The organism is Candidatus Aminicenantes bacterium, from assembly GCA_011049425.1.
Classification (GTDB): Bacteria; Acidobacteriota; Aminicenantia; order UBA2199; family UBA2199; genus UBA876.
On sequence record DSBM01000089.1, the window covers coordinates 13266 to 31825 of the forward strand.

Below are 18560 nucleotides of genomic sequence, written 5' to 3' on the forward strand. Positions count from 1 at the left end.
CGAATCATGGCAGTTGAATTGCTGCAAAACCGCTCGGCTGCTACCGAACAGGCAAAGATCATGACAGAGGAAAACGAGATTCAGTTCCGCCTGGACCCTCCGGCCCGCGGAAGTTTCGGCGGTCACGGCGAATGCCTGATCAAAGACATCAATTTTCAGAACCTGAGAATCGTTTCGGGATACTCGCCCCCCGTAGGCGGCAAAGCCGTTGTCTTTATTCCCGCACCCAACGGTAACACCCCGCTTGCGGTTGAGGTAATTGAATCCCGGGCTTGTTGCCCGGACAAGGAAACGGGCGATCATTTCAGGAACGGGCTGGTTTTTTCCATCCGCTGCAGGATTCGGGACCTGGATAGCGATGCCCGCAATTCAATTATCCACGTACTTGAGTCTCACTTCAGCAGCCTGCGGCCCGCTGCGGGCTGAAGCTCAGAGAATCCACTCCACCACGGAATACCACAGAACCAGGGTGACCATGGACAAGAGCGTTGTAACCGCGATCACGCCGTCAACCAACTCGCGGTCGGAGTCAAAGTAGAGGGTAAAGAACGGTGACATGGCGGCCGTCGGCATCACGGCCTCCATCAGGATCACCCGGCTGGTCAGGCTGTCTACCGGCAAAAAGCAGGCCACCAGCCGCCATGCGACCCATCCCAGGAAAAATCCGAACAGGAGGCGGTGGGTCGCCGCCATGGCAATGGTCTTCCAATGGCCGGTCTTCATGTTCAGGGTCAGCCCTAGTCCAACCGTAAACAGAATGAGCGGTATGGACATGGCGGCGAATGATTTCACCAGCTCAGCCAACGGCCCCGGCAGCGACAATCCCCCCAGATTGGCGACCACGCCCAGGATCGCGCCCACGATGGGGGCCGTCGCATTGATTAGGATCATGCGCCCCATAGAGAAAGTACTCCCACTGCTGCGATGATTCATGCGCAACAGAAAATAGAAACCCGCCAACAGAAATACCGGCCAGAAAATCATGGAGAAAAACACGGAACGAGTAAACGCGTCCGGACCGTAGAAGGAGTGCATCACCCCCCAGCCCAGGAATCCGTAGTTGCCCATAAACACGGCGATGAAATACGCGTTGCGCTGTTTTGCCGCGTTGAAAAACAGCCGGGCCACCCAGGCGCCGGTCAGCGCATAAAACAGGCTCAACAAAACAAATGCCGCCGTGGCCGGAAAAAATTGGGGAAAACTGTCCACGCGGGCGGAAAAAAGGTTTTGAAACACCAGGAAAGGCATGCAAATCCGTACCACGAAAATCCGCAGAACTTCGGCGCCGTTATCGGGAAGCAGGCGCAACTGCCGGCTCAACAGGCCCAAGGCCATGGGCAATACCAGCCGCAGCATCAGGGGAGAGATATCAGTCAACATGGACGCGCGGCCATTCTACTCCAAACAAGCCCACAAGGCAAACAGGGCGCGGGTTTGCGCCAAAAGAGGGAAAACCGGCGCAACGATTCATGAAAAGCCGAAGAACCTTTCGTCATCAAAAAGCGTTGGAAATATGCGGGGTTTGCACATGGTCGCGTTGCGATTCATTAATGGGTAGCGTACAATGACACACGTTATTCCCGCTGACCGCGGCTGGAACCGTCGCAGATGGAGTGGGTCAAATTCAGCGCCAAGGAGGGGTTATGAAACCATTTAGAACCTTTTTCGCCGTCTTGATCATTGCCTTGATCGCCGTTCCGTTGCTTTTCGGTATGACCTGGGCCGTCGGACTGACCCGGGCGGTGGTGTCTCCGGATTTCATTTCCGAGATGCCCGGCGAAATCATCCGCGAAACCCGCAACATCATGGACGAAATGGTGCGTTTGGGCAAAACCGACGATCCTTCCCTGGATGAGGAAACCCGGGCATGGTTGCAAGCCATGGCCGCCGTGGACCGTACGCCGGGAGAAGTACTGGACGAATCCGGTATTACCGGTTGGCTTGAAGTTGAATTGGATCAGGCCCTCAAACAGATCAGCGCCATCCTCAGGGGCGAGAGCGCCCCGGTGCCGGTGGAACTCAACATGACCCCCCTGAAAACGGCGCTTCAGAGCCCGGCCATGCGAACCTGGGTACAGGGTGTTTTTTCCAACCTGCCGGAATGCGGAGAAAGGGGAATCGCGGAATGGCGACGCTTTGTGGAATCTCCCCGCGGGAGGCATAACCTGCCGCCATGCCGTCCCGGAGCCGAGATCTCGTACAGCGTTGTGGCGGCGGCCCTGGACCGTGCCATAGCGGACATCCCGAACCGCGTGGAATTAATGGAAAGGGTCGATATCCACCCCAGGGGGGTGGACGTCGTACGTACGGTTTCTACAGTGACATTTGTGCTCTTTTTGATTCCGGCACTGGCCATATTGCTGGCATCATTGCTGGGCGCGGGTTCAAAGAGCGGTTTCTTCCGCTGGGCGGGCATTACCACCCTGATCGGTGGTGGTCTGGCCCTGACCTCCGCTATGGCGGCACGCAACGCCGCGGACTGGGGATCCTGGATTCCCCACTTCCAGTTCGGTGGCCACCAATACACACCGATGGAAAGCATGATGGTGGATCGCGCGGGCCGACTGTGGTCCGTAGTTGGAGACCACCTGGTGCAGCCGGTGATAGAAGTCGCAGGTGGTGTATGCGTGGTGGGCCTGCTGATTTTCGCCCTGTCCTACGTGTTTTATTCGCGGCCGCGGGCACAGTCCCAGCCGGCCCCATCTCAAGCTGAGCCTCCAGTTCCCAGGCCGGATGACGAAAAGACCCGGGCAAGCGAGTCTCTGCCGAAATGACGATCTGGACAGCGTTGCTGATCTGCTTGGGCATCAACGCCCTGGGTTTTGCCCTGGCCCTGGCCGGGGGTTCCGACCGCTACACGGACATCAGTTACGCCCTGACCTTCATGGCGGTTGCCTTCACCGGACTACTGATGAACCCATCTCCGGTATGGCACGCCATCCTGTTGACCACGATGGTTGCGCTCTGGGCGCTGCGCCTGGGCGGATATTTGTTGATCCGCATCCTGCGGACCGGTCGCGACGAGCGTTTTGACGGCCGTCGCGAACGGCCGGCATGGCTGGCGCGTTTCTGGGGCCTCCAGGCGATCAGCGTATGGGTGATCTCCATGCCCCTGGTCCTGGCCCTGGGCGCCGCCTCAACCGCGAGTCCCCCGTTCTGGATTTGGGCCGGCGTGGCTGTCTGGGCCGCCGGCCTGGCAATTGAAACCGCGAGTGACTGGCAGAAATTCCGCTTTCGCAACCGGGCTGAGAACCGGGGCACTTTCATCCGTTCCGGATTATGGAAATATTCCCGGCACCCCAATTACTTCGGCGAGATGCTGGTCTGGTGGGGAATATGGCTGACCGCCCTGCCGCGGCTGAGCGGCTGGCGGCATTTGGCGGTGGTGGGACCCTTGTTTATCACGTTGCTGCTGTTGTTTTTCAGTGGAATTCCCATACTGGAGAAGAAAGCGAAAGAAAAATACGGCAACGATCCGTCGTGGCAAGCCTATATGAGCAGAACAAACAAACTCATCCCCTGGTTTCCCAGACGCAAGGATTAGCAGCGTCTCGGCGAGGAGCTGGCGGCAATTGACGAGGGGCTAGAGGCAATTGGCGAGGGGCCAGGGGCGGGGACCTGAATCGAATACCCATAGGGCACAAGAGTGAAAAGGTTGAAAGGGGAAAGATTTAAAGAGCAACAAGAGTCTTTCCTTTCGACTTTAGACTTTAGACTTTAGACTTAGTACCGCCTGGAACACGCCCTCCGGACTGCGCTTGAACAGGCGCTGGAATACGGAGTCGTAATCGCGTCCCCCAAGGATTTCCGGGGGAACCCGGTCGGCATGAAAACCGCATTCAGGGGCCAGGGCCATGACATCGTTGAAGTATTCTTCCTGGTCGGTCTTGAACCACAGCAATGCACCGGGACGGCAGCGTGATGCCGCCAGATGCAGAAATTCCCGGTTCAGGAAGCGGTGTTTGCGATGCTTTTCCCGCGGCCATGGGTCGGGGAAAAACACGCTGATTCCCGCCAGCGACCCGGCGGGCAGGGTATTCAAAAACATTCCGGCATCGCAGAGTACGATACGGGCATTCGTAATACCCATCCGTTCCAGGCGACGGCCGCTCTTGACCACGCGTTTGTAACGGATATCCACCCCCAGAAAATTGACATCCGGAACGTTGACGGCCATATCGGCAAGGGTTTCGCCGAAGTAGCAGCCTACATCCGCCCATACCGCCCTTTGCGGGTCGGCGAACATCCCGGGAAATCCTTTCTCCAGTTCGGGCGCGGTCAGGATGAGGTCCCGCATGTCACAGGCCTCACGGAGATAGGGATTGGATTCATTCAAGGGGAGTTTTAACCCGGCCCGCAGGCGGATCAGTATTTCTCCGGCCCGGTTGCTGCGCCCCATGAGCCGGAGGGGCCGTGTCTGCATCAGCGCTTTGCGGCGGGAATACGCGGGTAGTAGCCCTTGACCACGGAGAGCAGGCGCGAGTAGGTGGCCTGCATGCGATCGCGGAGTTTCCAGTCAAAACCGGAACCCTCCGCCGGCTTCCCTTTCAAGGCGGCGTAATCGAGCACCCCGTCTCCCTCACTGTCACTCAGCACGTATTTGCGGCCCGCCGGCGTCTCGACGGTCATGTCGATGGCATGGCGCGGGGCGTTGCCCAGCAGGGATTCAATACGGGGATCACGGGCGATGGCCCGTTCCGCGGTCTGGTAGTTTACCCTGGCCCAATACCCATCCTCGTTCAGATCCAGGCTGTAGGTATCGTAAAACCAGTCCGGGCTCACGGATGCGACGCCATCGCTTGCTTGATTCTTACGTCTATACTCGGCATAACTCATGTATTTGCGGGTCAGCCGGCCGAAATGCCGCAACACCACGTGGGCGCGGTGGATTCCGGGATCGGGGGATACTTTCGGTGGGGGCGGGGCTTCGGGTACGGCTACGGGTTCCGGTTCCGTCTTAACGGTTTCCGGGCCGCCGCAGGCAACCAGAATCAAAGCGATCATTGGCAACAGAACAGTGAGAAATCGTTTCACGGCTTTTTCTCCTCGGAAACGCCGCGTTCCCCGGACAAAGGGGCGGCAAACGAGGACTATACATGATTTTTCAACCGCTGTAAACCAGCCCCCCCTGGCGGTAAACCGTAGAAAGGGAACTCAACTGAAGTGGATGCGATGGATGCGGACGCGAATGGCGGCGACGACCTCTTCCAGCCAGGGAGTAGGCAAAGATGCCGCGCTCAAAATCTGTTCCGCGTCCTCGCGGGCATTAATGAACACCTGGTGGTCCCGGGCGGGATCACCGAAACGGAAATCCAGATATCCCGCCTGGCGTTGACCGGCTATTTCGCCTCCGCCACGCATTTCCAGGTCTTTTTCAGCCAGACGAAACCCGTCCTGTTCCCGCGCCATGATCTCCAGGCGTTGCCGCCCCCGTTCCGAAGCCGTGTCAGAGCGAATCAGGTAACATTGGCCCGGACTCGGTCCCCGCCCCACTCGACCCCGCAGTTGATGCAGTTGGGCCAGGCCGAAACGATCCGCGTTTTCGATTACCATGATGGTAGCCTCGGGCACATCGATTCCCAGTTCCACAACCGTTGTCGCGATCAAAACCCGCAAACGGCCACAGCGAAAATCCCCGAGCAAGCGCTCCCGCTCTAAAGACGGGGTCTCGCCGGACAGCACCGCGGTACCGAATGTTTTCAGCCGTTTCTCTATTTCCCGTCCTTCAATCTCAAGGCAGGCTGTTTCCGGTGAGGGTTCTGCGGGCCGGATGCGAGGCAGAACCACAAAAACGCGCTCCGAAACCCCGGTTGTTCCTGAAACTTGCCCAAGTCGGTCAGCCAACCAATCATAAAATGCATCCCGGCGGCGGACATCCAGAACCCGGGTAACCACGCTCCCCCTACCGTGGGGACGGTCCCGGATGGAGGAGACCGCAAGATCGTGGAACAGTGCCAGCATCAGGGTACGGGGAATGGGAGTGGCCGTGGTCACCAGAAGGTCCGCCCCCCGGCTCTTGCCGTACAGCGCAGCACGCTGGGACACGCCGAAACGCTGCTGTTCATCGATAACCACCATGGCCAGGCGCGGAAAAGTCAAGCGCTGGTTCAACAATGCATGGGTACCGAAAAGCACCAGCGGCTCTTTGTCTTGAATGCGCGCCTCAATTCGGCGGCGTTCAGCCGCGCAAGTGGCCCCGGTCAACAAATACACCGCGGCCTGCCCAAACACCCGCCGTGCCCGCTCCGCATGCTGGTGCGCCAGCATTTCCGTGGGCGCCAGGAAAGCGGCCTGATACCCGCTTTGTGCAGCCAGCAGCAAAGCTCCGAACGCCACCGCGGTTTTGCCGCTGCCCACATCCCCTTGCACCAATCGCTGCATGGCCGTGCTTTTCCCGATATCCGTCAGGATCTCTTTTATCGCAAGTGCCTGGCCGTTTGTCAGGGTGAATCCCAGGCGGTTTTCCAGCTCTTTCCGCAGGTCAATCTGGCGCGAGTAGGAAAAACGCCGCGGAATGTCGCCCAGCAATCGGCGCACCAACCGCAACTCCAAGTGAAACGCCAGGAACTCCGTGTAACGAAAGCGGTCCAGAAAAGGTTGAAGTGAATCGTTTGCGCCTTGATCGGCGAAGTGAATGCGCTCCAGACTGCGGCGCAATCCCGGCAGGGAACGCTTCTTTAGAATCCAGTCCGGCAGGATTTCCGCAGGCCATTCCACTGAAGCCAGCGCCGACTGGATCAAGCGGCTCAGCCGGCCCCGTGAAATGCCGCCGGTTTCCCGGTAAACCGGGATCATGCTTTGCGGCGGCTCAAAAAAAATCCTGGGCGCCGGCATTACCACAATACCTCCCGAAACGTTCACACGACCGAATACCCAGATTTGTCGGTTTTTCACGAGTTGCCGAGACAGCCAGGGCTGGTTGAAAACCAGGGCCCGAACCGGGCCATAAGACGTGGAAAGGTCCAGGCGAATGGTGGTAAGCCGGCGGCGGAAATTGCGGGAAGAGGAGAAAGAAACCACCCGGGCGGCATACAGGCCCGGCCGGTCCGCGATGAAGCGTTGCGCTAGCCGGCGGCAATCCAGGTAGTCAACGGGAAACTGGAGCAACAATTCCTCTACGGTATGGATACCCGCGGCGACAAGGGCGGCGGCATAAGTCGGCCCCACTCCTTTCAACCTGGAGATTGGGTCTTGCAGTTTCAGCAACAAACTACAAATTAAAAGAAGAGGGTGATACGCCCACTTTCAACAGCGACTTTCTTTAGGCCCGGCAACAAGGTGAACCAGTCAAAAATAGACTGTTTGATGTCGACGCCGGCCTGGGCGGAGGAAAACGCCTCATCCAGCACTTCCGGGGCGAAACGAGTCCCATTGATGCGGATGTCGCTGAAAATGTAGCGCATGCGCTGGTTCTTTGATTCCAGGCGGCCGGAAAAACGGACCTCGAAATCGCGAAGGAAGGATGGCAGGCGCTCGTATTCCTCTCCCTCCAGTTTTACGGCCATGCTCCCGGAGACAGTGTTGTTGTTTTCCAGGACCAGGTCCACAAACTCGACCTCGGGCGCGTATTTGGGAAGATAAATGAGATTCAAGTAGGCGTTGAGTTCCGTTTGCGTAAACTCTACGGAGCGCAACACCACACGTTCACGGGAATCCTGGGCGATCCGCGTCAGCAAGCGGTCCATTTTTTGGGCATCCTCCATGGAATGGGAAGAGTACAGGCCCCAGGCCGCCACCAGGATAATCACCAGAGATATAGAGATTGTTTTTGTCATTTTATCCTCACCCGCCGCCCCTGCAAATGGAGAACTCCGGCAAAAAACAAGCGTACGGCGCGGGGAAACAGTTGGTGTTCCATTTCCAGGATGCGCCGGCTCAGGGAATCCTCGTTGTCACTATCACACACCTCGACACACTCCTGCAACACGATGGGCCCGGTGTCCATGCCTCGATCCACGAAATGCACGGTACACCCGGAACACTTCACCCCGTACTCCAGGGCCCGGCGCTGGGCGTTCAGCCCCGGAAAAGCGGGCAGCAATGCCGGGTGGATGTTGAGGATGCGACCGCCGTAAGCATCTACGACCCGCCGCCCCAGGATACGCATGAAACCGGCCAGACATACCAAGTCTACTTTTCGGGCCTCTAACTCTTTTACGAGTTGAAGGCTGAATGCCGGGCGGCCGCAGAATAACTCTGGATCCAGAAAAACCGTTTCCAGGCCGTGTTCCCGGGCGCGCCGCAACCCCGGCGCATCCCGGTTGTCTGAAACCACCAGCACCACGCGGTAACCCGAGTCCGATGCCAGCGAGTCCCGGTACAAAGCGTTGAAATTGCTGCCCCGTCCGGAAAGCAGCACGGCGACACGGCCGACTTTTTTTTCGTGCATGATCAACTACAACAGCGGGATGGAAATCACGAAGACAAGAAGAAATGCCGAAGGGGGGACTCGAACCCCCACAGGATTGCTCCCACAAGTACCTGAAACTTGCGTGTCTACCAATTCCACCACTTCGGCATCCAATTCTATATAGGTGATCAGCGGGGATTTGTCAAGTGGCAAAACCCGGATCCGGGCCGTTCTTTTCCCCCTCCAGCAACTGCTCGACAACATCCGCTTCCAGGCCGAGCCGCAGTTGATTTTCGGCATCGATAAACCCCTGGTTGATTCTTATCAGGGCCTCTTCCAGTCGCCGCCGCAAGTGGGTGGACAACGGCGCATCCCGCATCTCCCGCAGCACCTGTACCGTCATACGAAAATAGCGGATGATCTCCCCCTCGTCGTGCTCCGACTGTCGGACCAGTTTTTCAAAGGAGGGCTCGCGCATCCAGTTCAATAGTGGCGTGGTCAAATCGAACGCGAAGCGTTTGCTGGGCTCCGGGACGCCCAGTCGGCGTTCCGCCAGGTGTACCGGGACCAGGAGTCCGTATATTTCACTACGCAAGCGGCGGAACTCTCCGGGCACCGGGACCCGCCGGGTGCCGGGACGGGGTTCAAACACCACGGCCAGGCACACGACAGCCAGTTGCTCTACGGAGAGGCGCTCCAGAATGCCTGCGGCGTACAATTGCGACAAACTCATTTCGTAACCGTACATGCGCCGCGCGAAGTGGCCCCTGGAAGTGAGGCGGCCGTCTTGAATGCACCCAAGCTCGACCATCACTTTCAGCCGCGCCTCCATCAGCTTGATCTGGCGACTGGAAGATCGGCCCTTGTGCGAAAAACAATGAAAAGAGCGCCGGTAGATATCGACATAGGCTTCGCCGTGAACCTGGTAGAGGTTCAGGATGGTGGCGTACGAAGTGTTGAGGCGGCTCTTTACCGGCTCCGGCCCATCGCGAAAAAGCCTGTCAAGGTCATGGGGTTGGATCTCATCCGGGGAAAGGCGACAATAAACAAACCCCTCCCGGTCAATTCCCCGTCGCCCGGAGCGGCCGGCCATCTGAGAAAAATCACGATTCTTGAGGGTGCGAAAAAAGCGCCCGTAACGCTTGCGCACTTCGTCGATTACAACCGTTCGCGCCGGCATGTTGATCCCCAGGGCAAATGTCTCCGTGGTAAAGATCATGCGGATGCTGCGATCGGAAAAAAGTCGTTCCACCACTTCTTTCAGCATGGGATGCAAACCGGCATGGTGGTAGGCAACTCCCGTGGCCACCAATTGACGCATATCCGCCGCGCGTTCCGTACTCGTGATGCCGAAACGTTCACACAGCAAGTCGTATCGGTCCAGTATGTCATTGTCCCGACCGGTTTCCCGGGGAATCATCCGGCGCGCCAGATCCGCCAGCCATTCACAACGCTTGCGGCTGAAAGAAAAGTAGATCATGGGAATGCGTTCGGTTTCCATGAGGTGAAGCAATAGCGGTTCAGGGCGACCGGATCCGGCGAAACGGGATGAGGTGCGGGAATGGCCACCGCGGCGGCTCGTACGCTGAGTCCAGCGGCGCACCCGTTCCAGACTGTCCGTAATCTCTCCCCGCACCTGGAAAAGGAGGCGCTGGGGAACGGGACGGTGATCTTCGCGAATGACCTGCACCGGAGAAGCAAAGATGTTTCGCATCCACGCGGCCAGCGCATCGATGTTGGGAATGGTTGCCGACAGTCCCAACAACTGCATGTGAGAAGGTTTTAAAATCAGAGACTCTTCCCAGACGGTTCCACGCTCGGGATCATCCAGGTAATGGATCTCATCATAGATAATCCACGAGTACTCATTGAAACCGCCGCGCTGCTCCAGCAGCCGGTTGCGGTAGATCTCGGTAGTCATGATGATCAGGGGTGCATTGGGCTGGATACTTACATCACCGGTGACGATTCCTACGCGGTTGGGGAAAAGAACCTGGAATTCCCTGAACTTCTGGTTGGAAAGTGCCTTGATGGGCGCGGTATAGATCACGTTGCGCCCCCGGTTCAGGCAACGGGCCATGACGTATTCCGCAATCAGGGTTTTTCCCGCTCCGGTGGGGGCGCTGACCAGAACCGAATGACCCGCCTCCACCGCGTCAATGGCGCGCTGTTGAAACGCATCCAGTTTGAAATCGTATCGCGAAAGGAAAACGGATTGTTCCACTAGGCTTTACCTGAAACCTCTACCGCCAATTGCCCGCAGGCGGATTGAATATCTTTTCCCCGAGAGCGCCTGACGGTCACGGACAGCCCTGCATCAACCAGAACCCGCAGAAATGCGTTCTCTTCCATGAGCGCAGGCGCAGAAAAGGAACACCCGGGTACGGGATTCAGCGGAATCAAGTTGACTTTCCCGCGAATGGTCCGCAGGCGTGCGGCCAGGAGACGGGCCTGGGCCCGCGATGCGTTGACCCCGCGAATGAGGACGTATTCAAAAGTCACTGGATAATGACGCGGACGGGCAAAATAATCCAGTAATTCGCCAATGGAATGGAGGGATGCCGCCTTGGGCATTAAGCGCTTCCGAACGGCATCATCGGCGGCATGAAGCGACAGGCTGATCTTTACCCGGGGAAACCGCTGCTCCAGCTCGGCAAGGGGTGTGAGCAATCCCACCGTGGACAGGGTGATGTGGCGGGAAGGGATGCGCATACCCGGGTCTGCGGTCATTACGGCCAGGGCACCCATGACGGCCTGCGGATTCAGCAGCGGCTCACCCATCCCCATCAAGACGATATTGAACCTTTCATCGGCCTCGAGCTGGAAACCCAGTAACACCAGCACCTGGGCCAGGATCTCACCCATGCTCAAGCTGCGATGAAACCCCATGGCCCCGGTGGCGCAGAAAGAGCATCCCATGGCGCATCCCACCTGGGTGGAAATGCAAAGCGTGGAACGCCCCGTACCGGGGATCCAGACCGCCTCCACGCCTTTGCCGTCATGCAGTCGCAGCAGCACTTTGCGGGCGCCCGAGCCGTCCCGGGATTCATTCTCCACTAGCGGCAATGACGTAAAAAACGTTTCGTCCAGAACCTTTCGATGCGCGCGGGAGATATTGGTCCAGTTGCTGATATCCGGCTCACGCCGCTGGTAGAGCCAGTGGAACACCTGGCTTGCCGCGTATGCGGGCATTCCCATGGCAACCAGGTGCTTTTCCAGGGAAACCGGATTCAGATCGTACAACCAGCCGCCGGGGAATGGCGCCTTTTCACCGGCGCTCATTTTTTTTCATCTGTATCCGTCACTTGCGCAACCAGGCGAAAACCCGCCATTCCCCGGGGCATCATGGCCACGAGCAGGTCATGCTTCCCGGCTTGTGTGGCTCCCGCGGCCAACAGACCTTCCGCCTCTTTCACCGAACCGTTCCCTTGGATGCGCACCACCTGTTGCACCATTTTTTTTATGCTGACCTGCATTCTGCGCGAATCAAGGATCAAGCGGCAGCTTTTCAAGTCCAGACGGATGCCTCCATCAGCAATCAGTTGGCTCAAGAGCGCGCGCAAAGCTTTCATTTGTCCACCACGGCCATGAAGTGCGCGATCCAACAGGAACATTACATATGTGGCTGTGATTTTCTGGGTGGATATGCCAAACCCGCTCAGGGTTCCGGCCAGGCGCAACCCAGCCAGAAACGCCAAGCCATCCGCCTTAATGGTTTCGAGCAGATGCGCGTTCTCGCCCAGTTGGCTTGCCACCGAAACCATTCCTTCCCCGGTGTCATTCTCAACAGCCACGGTCCCCAATCCATGGGCCACCCGGTGCATGGCCACCAGCCATTCAAGGGCTTTGACGTCCACGTGCCGGCTCCAGGCAGCGGACAAAACCCCCGCGGCTGATTTCTTTAGGTGATCCCGTCCATACGCAACAACCAAGTTGCGAAAAACCGCCACCATGCCGGAACCATCCCTACAGGGGATCCAGGCACTCAACGATTCCGCGTGAGAGGCGGCCACCAAATCGACCAAACGAACCGCAGGCAAGGCCGCCATGTCTGCGGAAACCCCGGGCAGCTTCTCAGGAAGATCGGGCCGCAGGCGCGCCGGTTCTTCCAGGTAAGGGGTTAGCCATACTTCCCCAGGCGGCAAGGGAAGGCAGAGAAAGGCTCTGGTTGAAGAATGCTCGTTTCCCAACAAGAGGACAAAGAACGGATTCGTCCCCGTCACATTGGCTCCGGGGTTCACTACCGTTACACTTGAATCCGACTCCAGGAGGTGCGCCGCCGTTTTCAGGTCCGCGGCCAGGGAAGATACCGGCATTTCCCCGGCGGCCCGGTGCAAAGCCGCGGCCGCTTCGGCGGCTTGGTTCATAGCCAGGTAACGGCAAGCGGCTTCCACATTGGAAAGCACCCGGCCACTTAAAACGGATTCGGGAACAGCGGCCTTTACAATCAGCGGGCAATCTTCTACTGCCGGCACATGGTTGACCAGGCAGATAAGCCAAGCAACCATAAAAAATATGATCCCTCTTATTCGTCGCATTGTCGATAATATGCAGATGACCGATAATAGGCCACAAGGTCGGAAATAAACACCTTGAACCCGGCAGCCGCGGGGATTGACACCATCAGGCCCCAGAAGCCGAACAACTGGCCAAAAACAATGATGGACATCAGCACGAAAACAAAATGCAGTCCAACCTCGTGTCCCACGATTTTGGGATAAAAGTACCAGTTTTCAAACCCTTTGACCAGGGCGAACACCAGGATTACCAGCAACAGTTTTTCCACGTCCTGGAAATGAGCGAAGCCGATCACGATCGAGATAATTAGCCCCAGGATCGTTCCGACGTAGGGAATGATATCACCGATGCCCGCGAAAGTGCCGATGAGGATGGCGAAAGGCAGCCCGACCAGGCTGAGGCCGGTGGAATACAAAACCACCAGAATCAACACCACAATGGCTTGACCTCGGATAAAAGAGGAGAGAATGCGGTTCAGTTCCCCCAGTTTCGCCGTCACCTTTTGACGGGAACGTACCGGAACCAAATTCATGACGCCGCAACGGATCTGGTTGTAGTCTTTAATGATGTAATAGGAAAAGAGGGGGATAAACACCAGGTACACCAACATGGTCAGGAAGTTGTATAAACTGGAAAAAATGCCGCCGAGGATCTTTGTCAGATCCGTCAGCATCAGGCTGATCATGCGTTCAATGCGTTCCATAATGTCGATGGATCCCAGATACTCGGGAAAGTTCTTGGTCAGGTAGTTACTCAACACCTGGGCCTTTTGTGAAAACACCTGCAAAAGCTGGGGCAGGCGGGTTGCGGCTCGTTCCGCCTGGTTGATCACGTATGGAAGCAGGTTGATGATGAGAAAAACCAGGATCACAACCAGCAACACCATCAGGATGGAAGCGATCAGTGGCCGGCTGAGCGGAGTGCGGGACTCCAGGAATTGCACCAGGGGATTAAACAGATACGCGATCACCAAAGAAAAGAAAAGCGGAACCGCCAACAACGTCAGGTGCTCCAAAGAGAAAACCACGGCCAGGATCACCAACGTGTACGCCACCAGGGCCACCAGAGGCGGCGGCACTTTGTGTTTGCGCAATATGTTGTTCACATTTCCCCCTCAGGGTCACATTCGCTCTGTTAGCGGCAAGCTTAAGTGTACTTTCATTCCCCCTTGGAATCAAGTCATGACGGCTCAGGCAGGTTTTGACTTTTCAATATGTCTCAACTATAATTTTCCAGGAGGAAAAGGTGCAGATCCTGGAAGCATTCAAACAATACAATCAGAAGGAATTGACCGCCTTTCCCCAGCCCGTGTTCTCCAACCTGTACAAGCGCGTGTTGGCGAATTGCTATTATGAATTCCATCTCCGGGGGGAGAACCACCTGTTTTCTCCCCTCTACTCGCGGTTGCGGGGCGAAGTCGTGCCGGCATTGGATGAATTCGTTTCCCACAACGGGGACTTCTTAAATTCCCTGCGCCGGTTTATCCTCGTTTCACTGTTTGTTTATTCAGCCCTGATCGAAGAAAACGCTTATATCCTGAACAATCCCCAGAGCATCATGATCTGTCGCATGATGCATCAAAAAGAGCAGCGTTTCGAAGTCAAATTCTACAGCCACTACCAGGACGAACTCATAGACACATACAACGACAAGATCTACCTGGGCCGCGATTTTCTTAACTTAAGCAAATTCGACCGTCGATTTCTGGGGTTAAAGAAGTACTTTCTCTCCCTGGTCGAGCAGAACCAGAAAATGCAGGAACGGGCCAAGCACAAACTCCGCTATTTTGAGGAATACAAAAAACCCTACTTGGATGAAATCGACTACCTGACCGGGGACACGGTCACCGATGCCATGGAACGCATGCAACTGATTCCCGAAACCGGCCTCAAGGCGATCTCCAAGGTCAAGGCCGTAGACACCCTGGACCATATCCTCTACATCCAGAACCTTTTGCTTGAGTTGAGGGATTTTTCGCGTGAATTCGATAACCGCCTGCGCTCACGCGATGAAACCAGTTTCGTCAAGTACCTCACCAAATTCACCAAGGATCTGAACGACGGCATCCAGTACCTGCGCAAACTCTCCACCCTGTTGCACTTGAAAATTTCCAATTACGCCATTGACTGACCGCGCCCGCGCCGGATTGCCCCCAACCGCTTTGCCTTTGCAGGAAACCGGAAAGCGCATTCTGGCCGCCATGACGGCGGCGGTTGATCCGGAACAGCTGATCCACCGGGCCGTAAAACGAAGAGGCGACCGCTTGTGCATCAATGCCGGCGGCGTCCATTTGCCCGACTATTGCCAGGTGCATTGCCTGGGGGCCGGCAAGGCCGCGGCCGCCATGTACAGGGGGCTGTTGCCCATGATTCGTGACCGACTGGCGGGAGGAATCCTGGTTGCTCCCGCCGGCGCTCCTGATATTCCCGGTCCGGTCTTTCTGCTGGCCGGGGACCATCCCATTCCGGGGCGTCGCAGCCTGGCACGGGTTATACGCAGGTTTCAGAACTCCCGCGCGCCCCGGGCATGGGTGTTCGGTGGAGAAACCACGGCGCATGTCAAGGGCAACGGCAGGGGCGGGCGCAACCAGGAACTGGCTCTGCGCCTGTTGACTGAAGTGCGGGACCTGCCCGGGCCATGGTACGCGGCCTGCATGGGATCTGACGGCATCGACGGCAATTCTCCGGCCGCCGGGGCCTGGATCAGTCATGAATCGGCACGCCTTCTCGTCGCTCAAAAAAGAAAGCTGGACCTCGCGTTGCGACAGAATGATTCCTACCGCTTTTTCCGCCGCTTTGGCGGCCTGATCCAAACCGGACCCACGGGCACCAATGTCATGGATCTGGGCGTGATCCTGATCGCGCCCGGTCGATTGCGGTCACGGAATCCCGAAAGGGTGAGATAAGCGACAGTTTTCTTTCACTCTGAAAGAAAACGGGAAAGGCGATAAGCGCCTCGTCAAAGGTCGCATTGCGTTTTTCAGTGTTTTCCGCTTTTTCCGTGAACTAATCTACGAGACTTGCCTGGGTTGCCAGATTTGGCTAGTCCAGCGGGCGCATCTTTTTGCGGGACTCGCGGGACGCGTCGATTTTTGGATCGCCTCGGTAATAAAGGCGACCGTGACTGGTCAGCCGGGCATTGAGGGTTTTTTCCGCCCAGACCCGGACGGTGCCATGACTGCTGTTGCGAACCCGGCAGTGATCGCAAGGCAATTGTCCGGCCAGATAATCCCCATGGCTGGTCATGGAGACATCCTGTTCCCTGACCTTGCCCGACTGCAGGCGCACCCGGCCATGACTGGTCAACCGTGCCACAATGCCGTCGGAAATCAACTCCCCTATGGTTACATCGCCGTGGCTTGTCAGGTTCAAGGTGAAATCATCGGTTTCCACCCTGTCGATGCGGATGTCCCCGTGACTGGAGAGACGGACCGCCGCACCGGGCCCGCTGAGTTCCGGCAGTTGCGCATCGCCGTGACTGGTGAGTTCCAGTCGGTTCAACTGTCCTTGGCGGACCGTCAAGAGGTAACGCACACCCCGGCGTGAAGACCACCCGCCGCGCAGATCCGGATTGTTCCCGATCAACAACGTGTCGTTGGATACCCGGGTAATGATATGAGGCAATATGTTGTCGTCTCCTTCGACGGTCAGTTCCACCCGGTCTCCCAGGGAAACGATAAGATCTCCATGATTGGTCAGGCGCACCCCCTTGAAATCGGAAGAGATCCGGCGCACATCCGTGATGACGCGCCCCGAACCCCGCAATGATTCAAAACATCCCTGCAGGCTGAAAGCCGTCACCAGCAGCGGGATCAATATCCACAAGCGATTCTTTATGTCCTCCTCCTTAATGAACAGGCGTATACAGGAGAAACGAAGCAGAAGCCCGCAAGGTTCCCGGCTCGACCGCAAAACCCGGCGCAAAAAGGCAGCGGCTTGATTTGCCACCATATCCGCCGTACAATCTCTGGTGCGAGTCCCTGCTGAGTAACGATCCGGGGCGGAGCAACCACTTGCACGGGAGGCGCCCTTGCAGGGGGATAGAGATGTTTCAACGGGTACCCTGCGTTGAAACGCGGTCAATGAGGAGGGGTTGATGCCTGCAAGAATCCGCTTGGCGATCCTGGCATTGGTAGCAGCCGCCTGGGCGTTGGGCTGCGGCTGGTCAAATCAACCCCGGAACGTGGTGCTTGTCGTATCCGACGCACTGCGCATGGACATGCTGGGCTGTTACGGCGGGTCGGCACACACACCTCATATCGACCGCCTTGCCCGCGAAGGAACTTTATTTGAAAACGCATACAGCACGGCGCCAACCACCATGCCATCAGCGGTTTCGATGTTAACTGGGTGTTACTCCCGTACATTTACTTTTGACAATCGAACGGTCTACCTGGATTTCTTGAACAAGCGGGTACCCAGCGCGTTTTTTCGGGTTGGAGACGGGGTACGCATGCCGGCTGAGGCCATGGCCGACCGTGGGATCGACACCCGGGTGTCGATGGAAAACGGACTGGTCCGTGTCTGCAACCTGTTGCAGGGGTTCTCGCGGTTACCCGAGAAAAAACAGTTGCCGGAGGCACGGTGCCGGGAGATCGAGAAAAAACTCGATTTTCACCAGGAAAGCGAGGCTTATGAAGCCATGTACGGCACCCTGGATTACTTGCTGCACACGAATCCCAAGCAACCATTTTTCCTGTTCAAGTGGATTTTCGACCCCCACTCCCCCTATGACCCGCCGGCGCGTTTTCGCGCAGCGGTGGACGCCGGCGCCGGCAATCTGCCACAACCCTGGACGTTTTATTCTGATTTTAAAAACGCCGGCCTGCGCGCCAAGCTGGATAACAACCGCATGAGCAACGCGGAACAAAACTACGTCAATGCCCTGTACCGCGCCGAAGTGGAGTCCGTGGACCATCGCGTGGGCGCGATTCTCAAAGCCCTTGATGCCGGCGGGCAGCGCAACCGAACCCTGGTGGTGTTTACAGCCGATCACGGCGAATGCCTGGGAGACTACGGTATGTACGGCCACGGCCGCGCGGTGCATCCGCCGTTGGTACGCGTTCCCCTGATCTATTCCGGTCCCGGCATTCCCAAAAGCCGACGTGTTGCAACCGTGATCTCTCACCTGGATTTGACCCCGACCCTGGTGGAATTGCTCAAAGTTCATGACACATCGTTCATGCAGGGTGTCAGTTACGCCGGGATTTTTCGAGGGAATCATCTGCCGGACCGCGAAGTCTATTTTGACTATTTTTCAAATGTGCTGAACGCGTGGACCGGTGTAGACGGCCTGCTCAGCGAAGGATTCCAGTTGGTGGTGGACCGCAGGCAGGGTGAGCCCGAATTTCACTTGTTCGATTTTTCCCTGGATCCCGCGGCCGCAAAAGACGTGGCCGCTGCCAATGCCGCTATCGTGCGCCGCCTGTTCGCGCGGCTGCAGGTGATCCGACGCGGAAACAGATCATTACTGCTGGAACACGCCGGCCTGGTACGGGGTGACCTGGATCCAGCAAAGGAACGCGAAAAAGCCCGAAAACTGCTGAAATCGCTGGGGTATTTGTAACCAGAGTTGAAAAGTTGGGTTCTATTACGTTTCGTGTGGGTAAATCCGCATAGATGATGAGCGAGAAATTGTTGTGATGAGTACCCAGAGGGCATACATACCCGCAGGGCATAAAGCATAAGCGAAC

17 protein-coding genes and 1 tRNA gene are annotated in these 18560 nt (G+C 57.2%); 6 read left to right on the top strand and 12 right to left on the bottom strand.

The genetic code is table 11. From position 1 onward, the window contains the following. Positions 1-6: 6 nt before the first annotated feature. A complete protein-coding gene (locus ENN40_05950; GenBank protein HDP94886.1) occupies positions 7-426 on the top strand; it encodes a hypothetical protein in 420 nt (139 codons plus the stop codon). Positions 427-429: 3 nt separating this feature from the next. Here ENN40_05950 and ENN40_05955 read toward each other — a convergent pair whose 3' ends face one another. After that, positions 430-1380 (bottom strand): AEC family transporter, encoded by a 951-nt coding sequence (locus ENN40_05955; protein HDP94887.1) that lies wholly within the window; start codon positions 1378-1380, stop codon positions 430-432. A 263-nt stretch (positions 1381-1643) separates the two neighbouring features. On the opposite strand from ENN40_05955, the gene ENN40_05960 reads away from it, so the two are divergent. Together ENN40_05960 and ENN40_05965 are read left to right on the top strand one after the other, a co-directional pair. Continuing rightward, entirely contained in the window at positions 1644-2774 is a 1131-nt protein-coding gene (locus ENN40_05960) for a hypothetical protein (protein ID HDP94888.1), read from the top strand. Continuing rightward, positions 2771-3544 carry a DUF1295 domain-containing protein gene (locus tag ENN40_05965; GenBank protein ID HDP94889.1) on the top strand — a complete coding sequence of 258 codons (774 nt, stop codon included), beginning with the start codon at positions 2771-2773 and terminating at the stop codon, positions 3542-3544. The genes ENN40_05960 and ENN40_05965 overlap by 4 nt, the downstream gene beginning before the upstream one ends. Before the next feature lie 159 nt (positions 3545-3703). On the opposite strand, the gene ENN40_05970 is transcribed toward ENN40_05965, so the two are convergent. The 10 genes from ENN40_05970 to ENN40_06015 form a co-directional block, all read right to left on the bottom strand. Beyond that, positions 3704-4423 (bottom strand): hypothetical protein, encoded by a 720-nt coding sequence (locus ENN40_05970; protein ID HDP94890.1) that lies wholly within the window; start codon positions 4421-4423, stop codon positions 3704-3706. Next, on the bottom strand, positions 4423-5034 hold the full coding sequence (locus ENN40_05975) for a hypothetical protein (protein HDP94891.1): 612 nt from the start codon (positions 5032-5034) through the stop codon (positions 4423-4425). Before ENN40_05975 ends, ENN40_05970 begins: the two co-directional genes overlap by 1 nt. 120 nt (positions 5035-5154) lie before the next feature. Continuing rightward, positions 5155-7167: an ATP-dependent DNA helicase RecG gene (locus tag ENN40_05980; protein ID HDP94892.1), complete on the bottom strand. Its 2013-nt coding sequence runs from the start codon at positions 7165-7167 to the stop codon at positions 5155-5157. A 50-nt stretch (positions 7168-7217) separates the two neighbouring features. Continuing rightward, the gene (locus ENN40_05985; GenBank protein ID HDP94893.1) at positions 7218-7775 is read right to left on the bottom strand and encodes a hypothetical protein; all 558 of its coding nucleotides are present in this window, start codon (positions 7773-7775) and stop codon (positions 7218-7220) included. Next, complete coding sequence (locus ENN40_05990; GenBank protein ID HDP94894.1) at positions 7772-8389, bottom strand: phosphoribosylglycinamide formyltransferase; 618 nt, start codon at positions 8387-8389, stop codon at positions 7772-7774. The genes ENN40_05985 and ENN40_05990 overlap by 4 nt, the downstream gene beginning before the upstream one ends. 45 nt (positions 8390-8434) lie before the next feature. Beyond that, positions 8435-8518, bottom strand: a tRNA-Leu gene (locus tag ENN40_05995). Between the two features lie 34 nt (positions 8519-8552). After that, entirely contained in the window at positions 8553-10574 is a 2022-nt protein-coding gene (locus ENN40_06000; GenBank protein ID HDP94895.1) for a DEAD/DEAH box helicase, read from the bottom strand. Continuing rightward, positions 10574-11632 (bottom strand): 23S rRNA (adenine(2503)-C(2))-methyltransferase RlmN, encoded by a 1059-nt coding sequence (rlmN, locus tag ENN40_06005; GenBank protein ID HDP94896.1) that lies wholly within the window; start codon positions 11630-11632, stop codon positions 10574-10576. Before rlmN ends, ENN40_06000 begins: the two co-directional genes overlap by 1 nt. Continuing rightward, positions 11629-12858 carry a hypothetical protein gene (locus ENN40_06010; GenBank protein ID HDP94897.1) on the bottom strand — a complete coding sequence of 410 codons (1230 nt, stop codon included), beginning with the start codon at positions 12856-12858 and terminating at the stop codon, positions 11629-11631. Before ENN40_06010 ends, rlmN begins: the two co-directional genes overlap by 4 nt. A gap of 17 nt (positions 12859-12875) precedes the next feature. Then, positions 12876-13973 (bottom strand): AI-2E family transporter, encoded by a 1098-nt coding sequence (locus tag ENN40_06015; protein HDP94898.1) that lies wholly within the window; start codon positions 13971-13973, stop codon positions 12876-12878. A 140-nt stretch (positions 13974-14113) separates the two neighbouring features. Between ENN40_06015 and ENN40_06020 the strand changes: the two genes are divergently transcribed. Together ENN40_06020 and ENN40_06025 are read left to right on the top strand one after the other, a co-directional pair. Then, positions 14114-14998, top strand: a complete 885-nt coding sequence (locus tag ENN40_06020; GenBank protein HDP94899.1) for a hypothetical protein — start codon at positions 14114-14116, stop codon at positions 14996-14998. Continuing rightward, on the top strand, positions 14991-15773 hold the full coding sequence (locus tag ENN40_06025; protein ID HDP94900.1) for a DUF4147 domain-containing protein: 783 nt from the start codon (positions 14991-14993) through the stop codon (positions 15771-15773). The genes ENN40_06020 and ENN40_06025 overlap by 8 nt, the downstream gene beginning before the upstream one ends. Before the next feature lie 136 nt (positions 15774-15909). Here ENN40_06025 and ENN40_06030 read toward each other — a convergent pair whose 3' ends face one another. Further along, positions 15910-16818, bottom strand: coding sequence for a DUF2807 domain-containing protein (locus ENN40_06030; protein ID HDP94901.1), 909 nt, complete (start codon positions 16816-16818; stop codon positions 15910-15912). A 145-nt stretch (positions 16819-16963) separates the two neighbouring features. On the opposite strand from ENN40_06030, the gene ENN40_06035 reads away from it, so the two are divergent. Next, positions 16964-18433: a hypothetical protein gene (locus ENN40_06035; GenBank protein HDP94902.1), complete on the top strand. Its 1470-nt coding sequence runs from the start codon at positions 16964-16966 to the stop codon at positions 18431-18433. Positions 18434-18560: the final 127 nt, after the last annotated feature.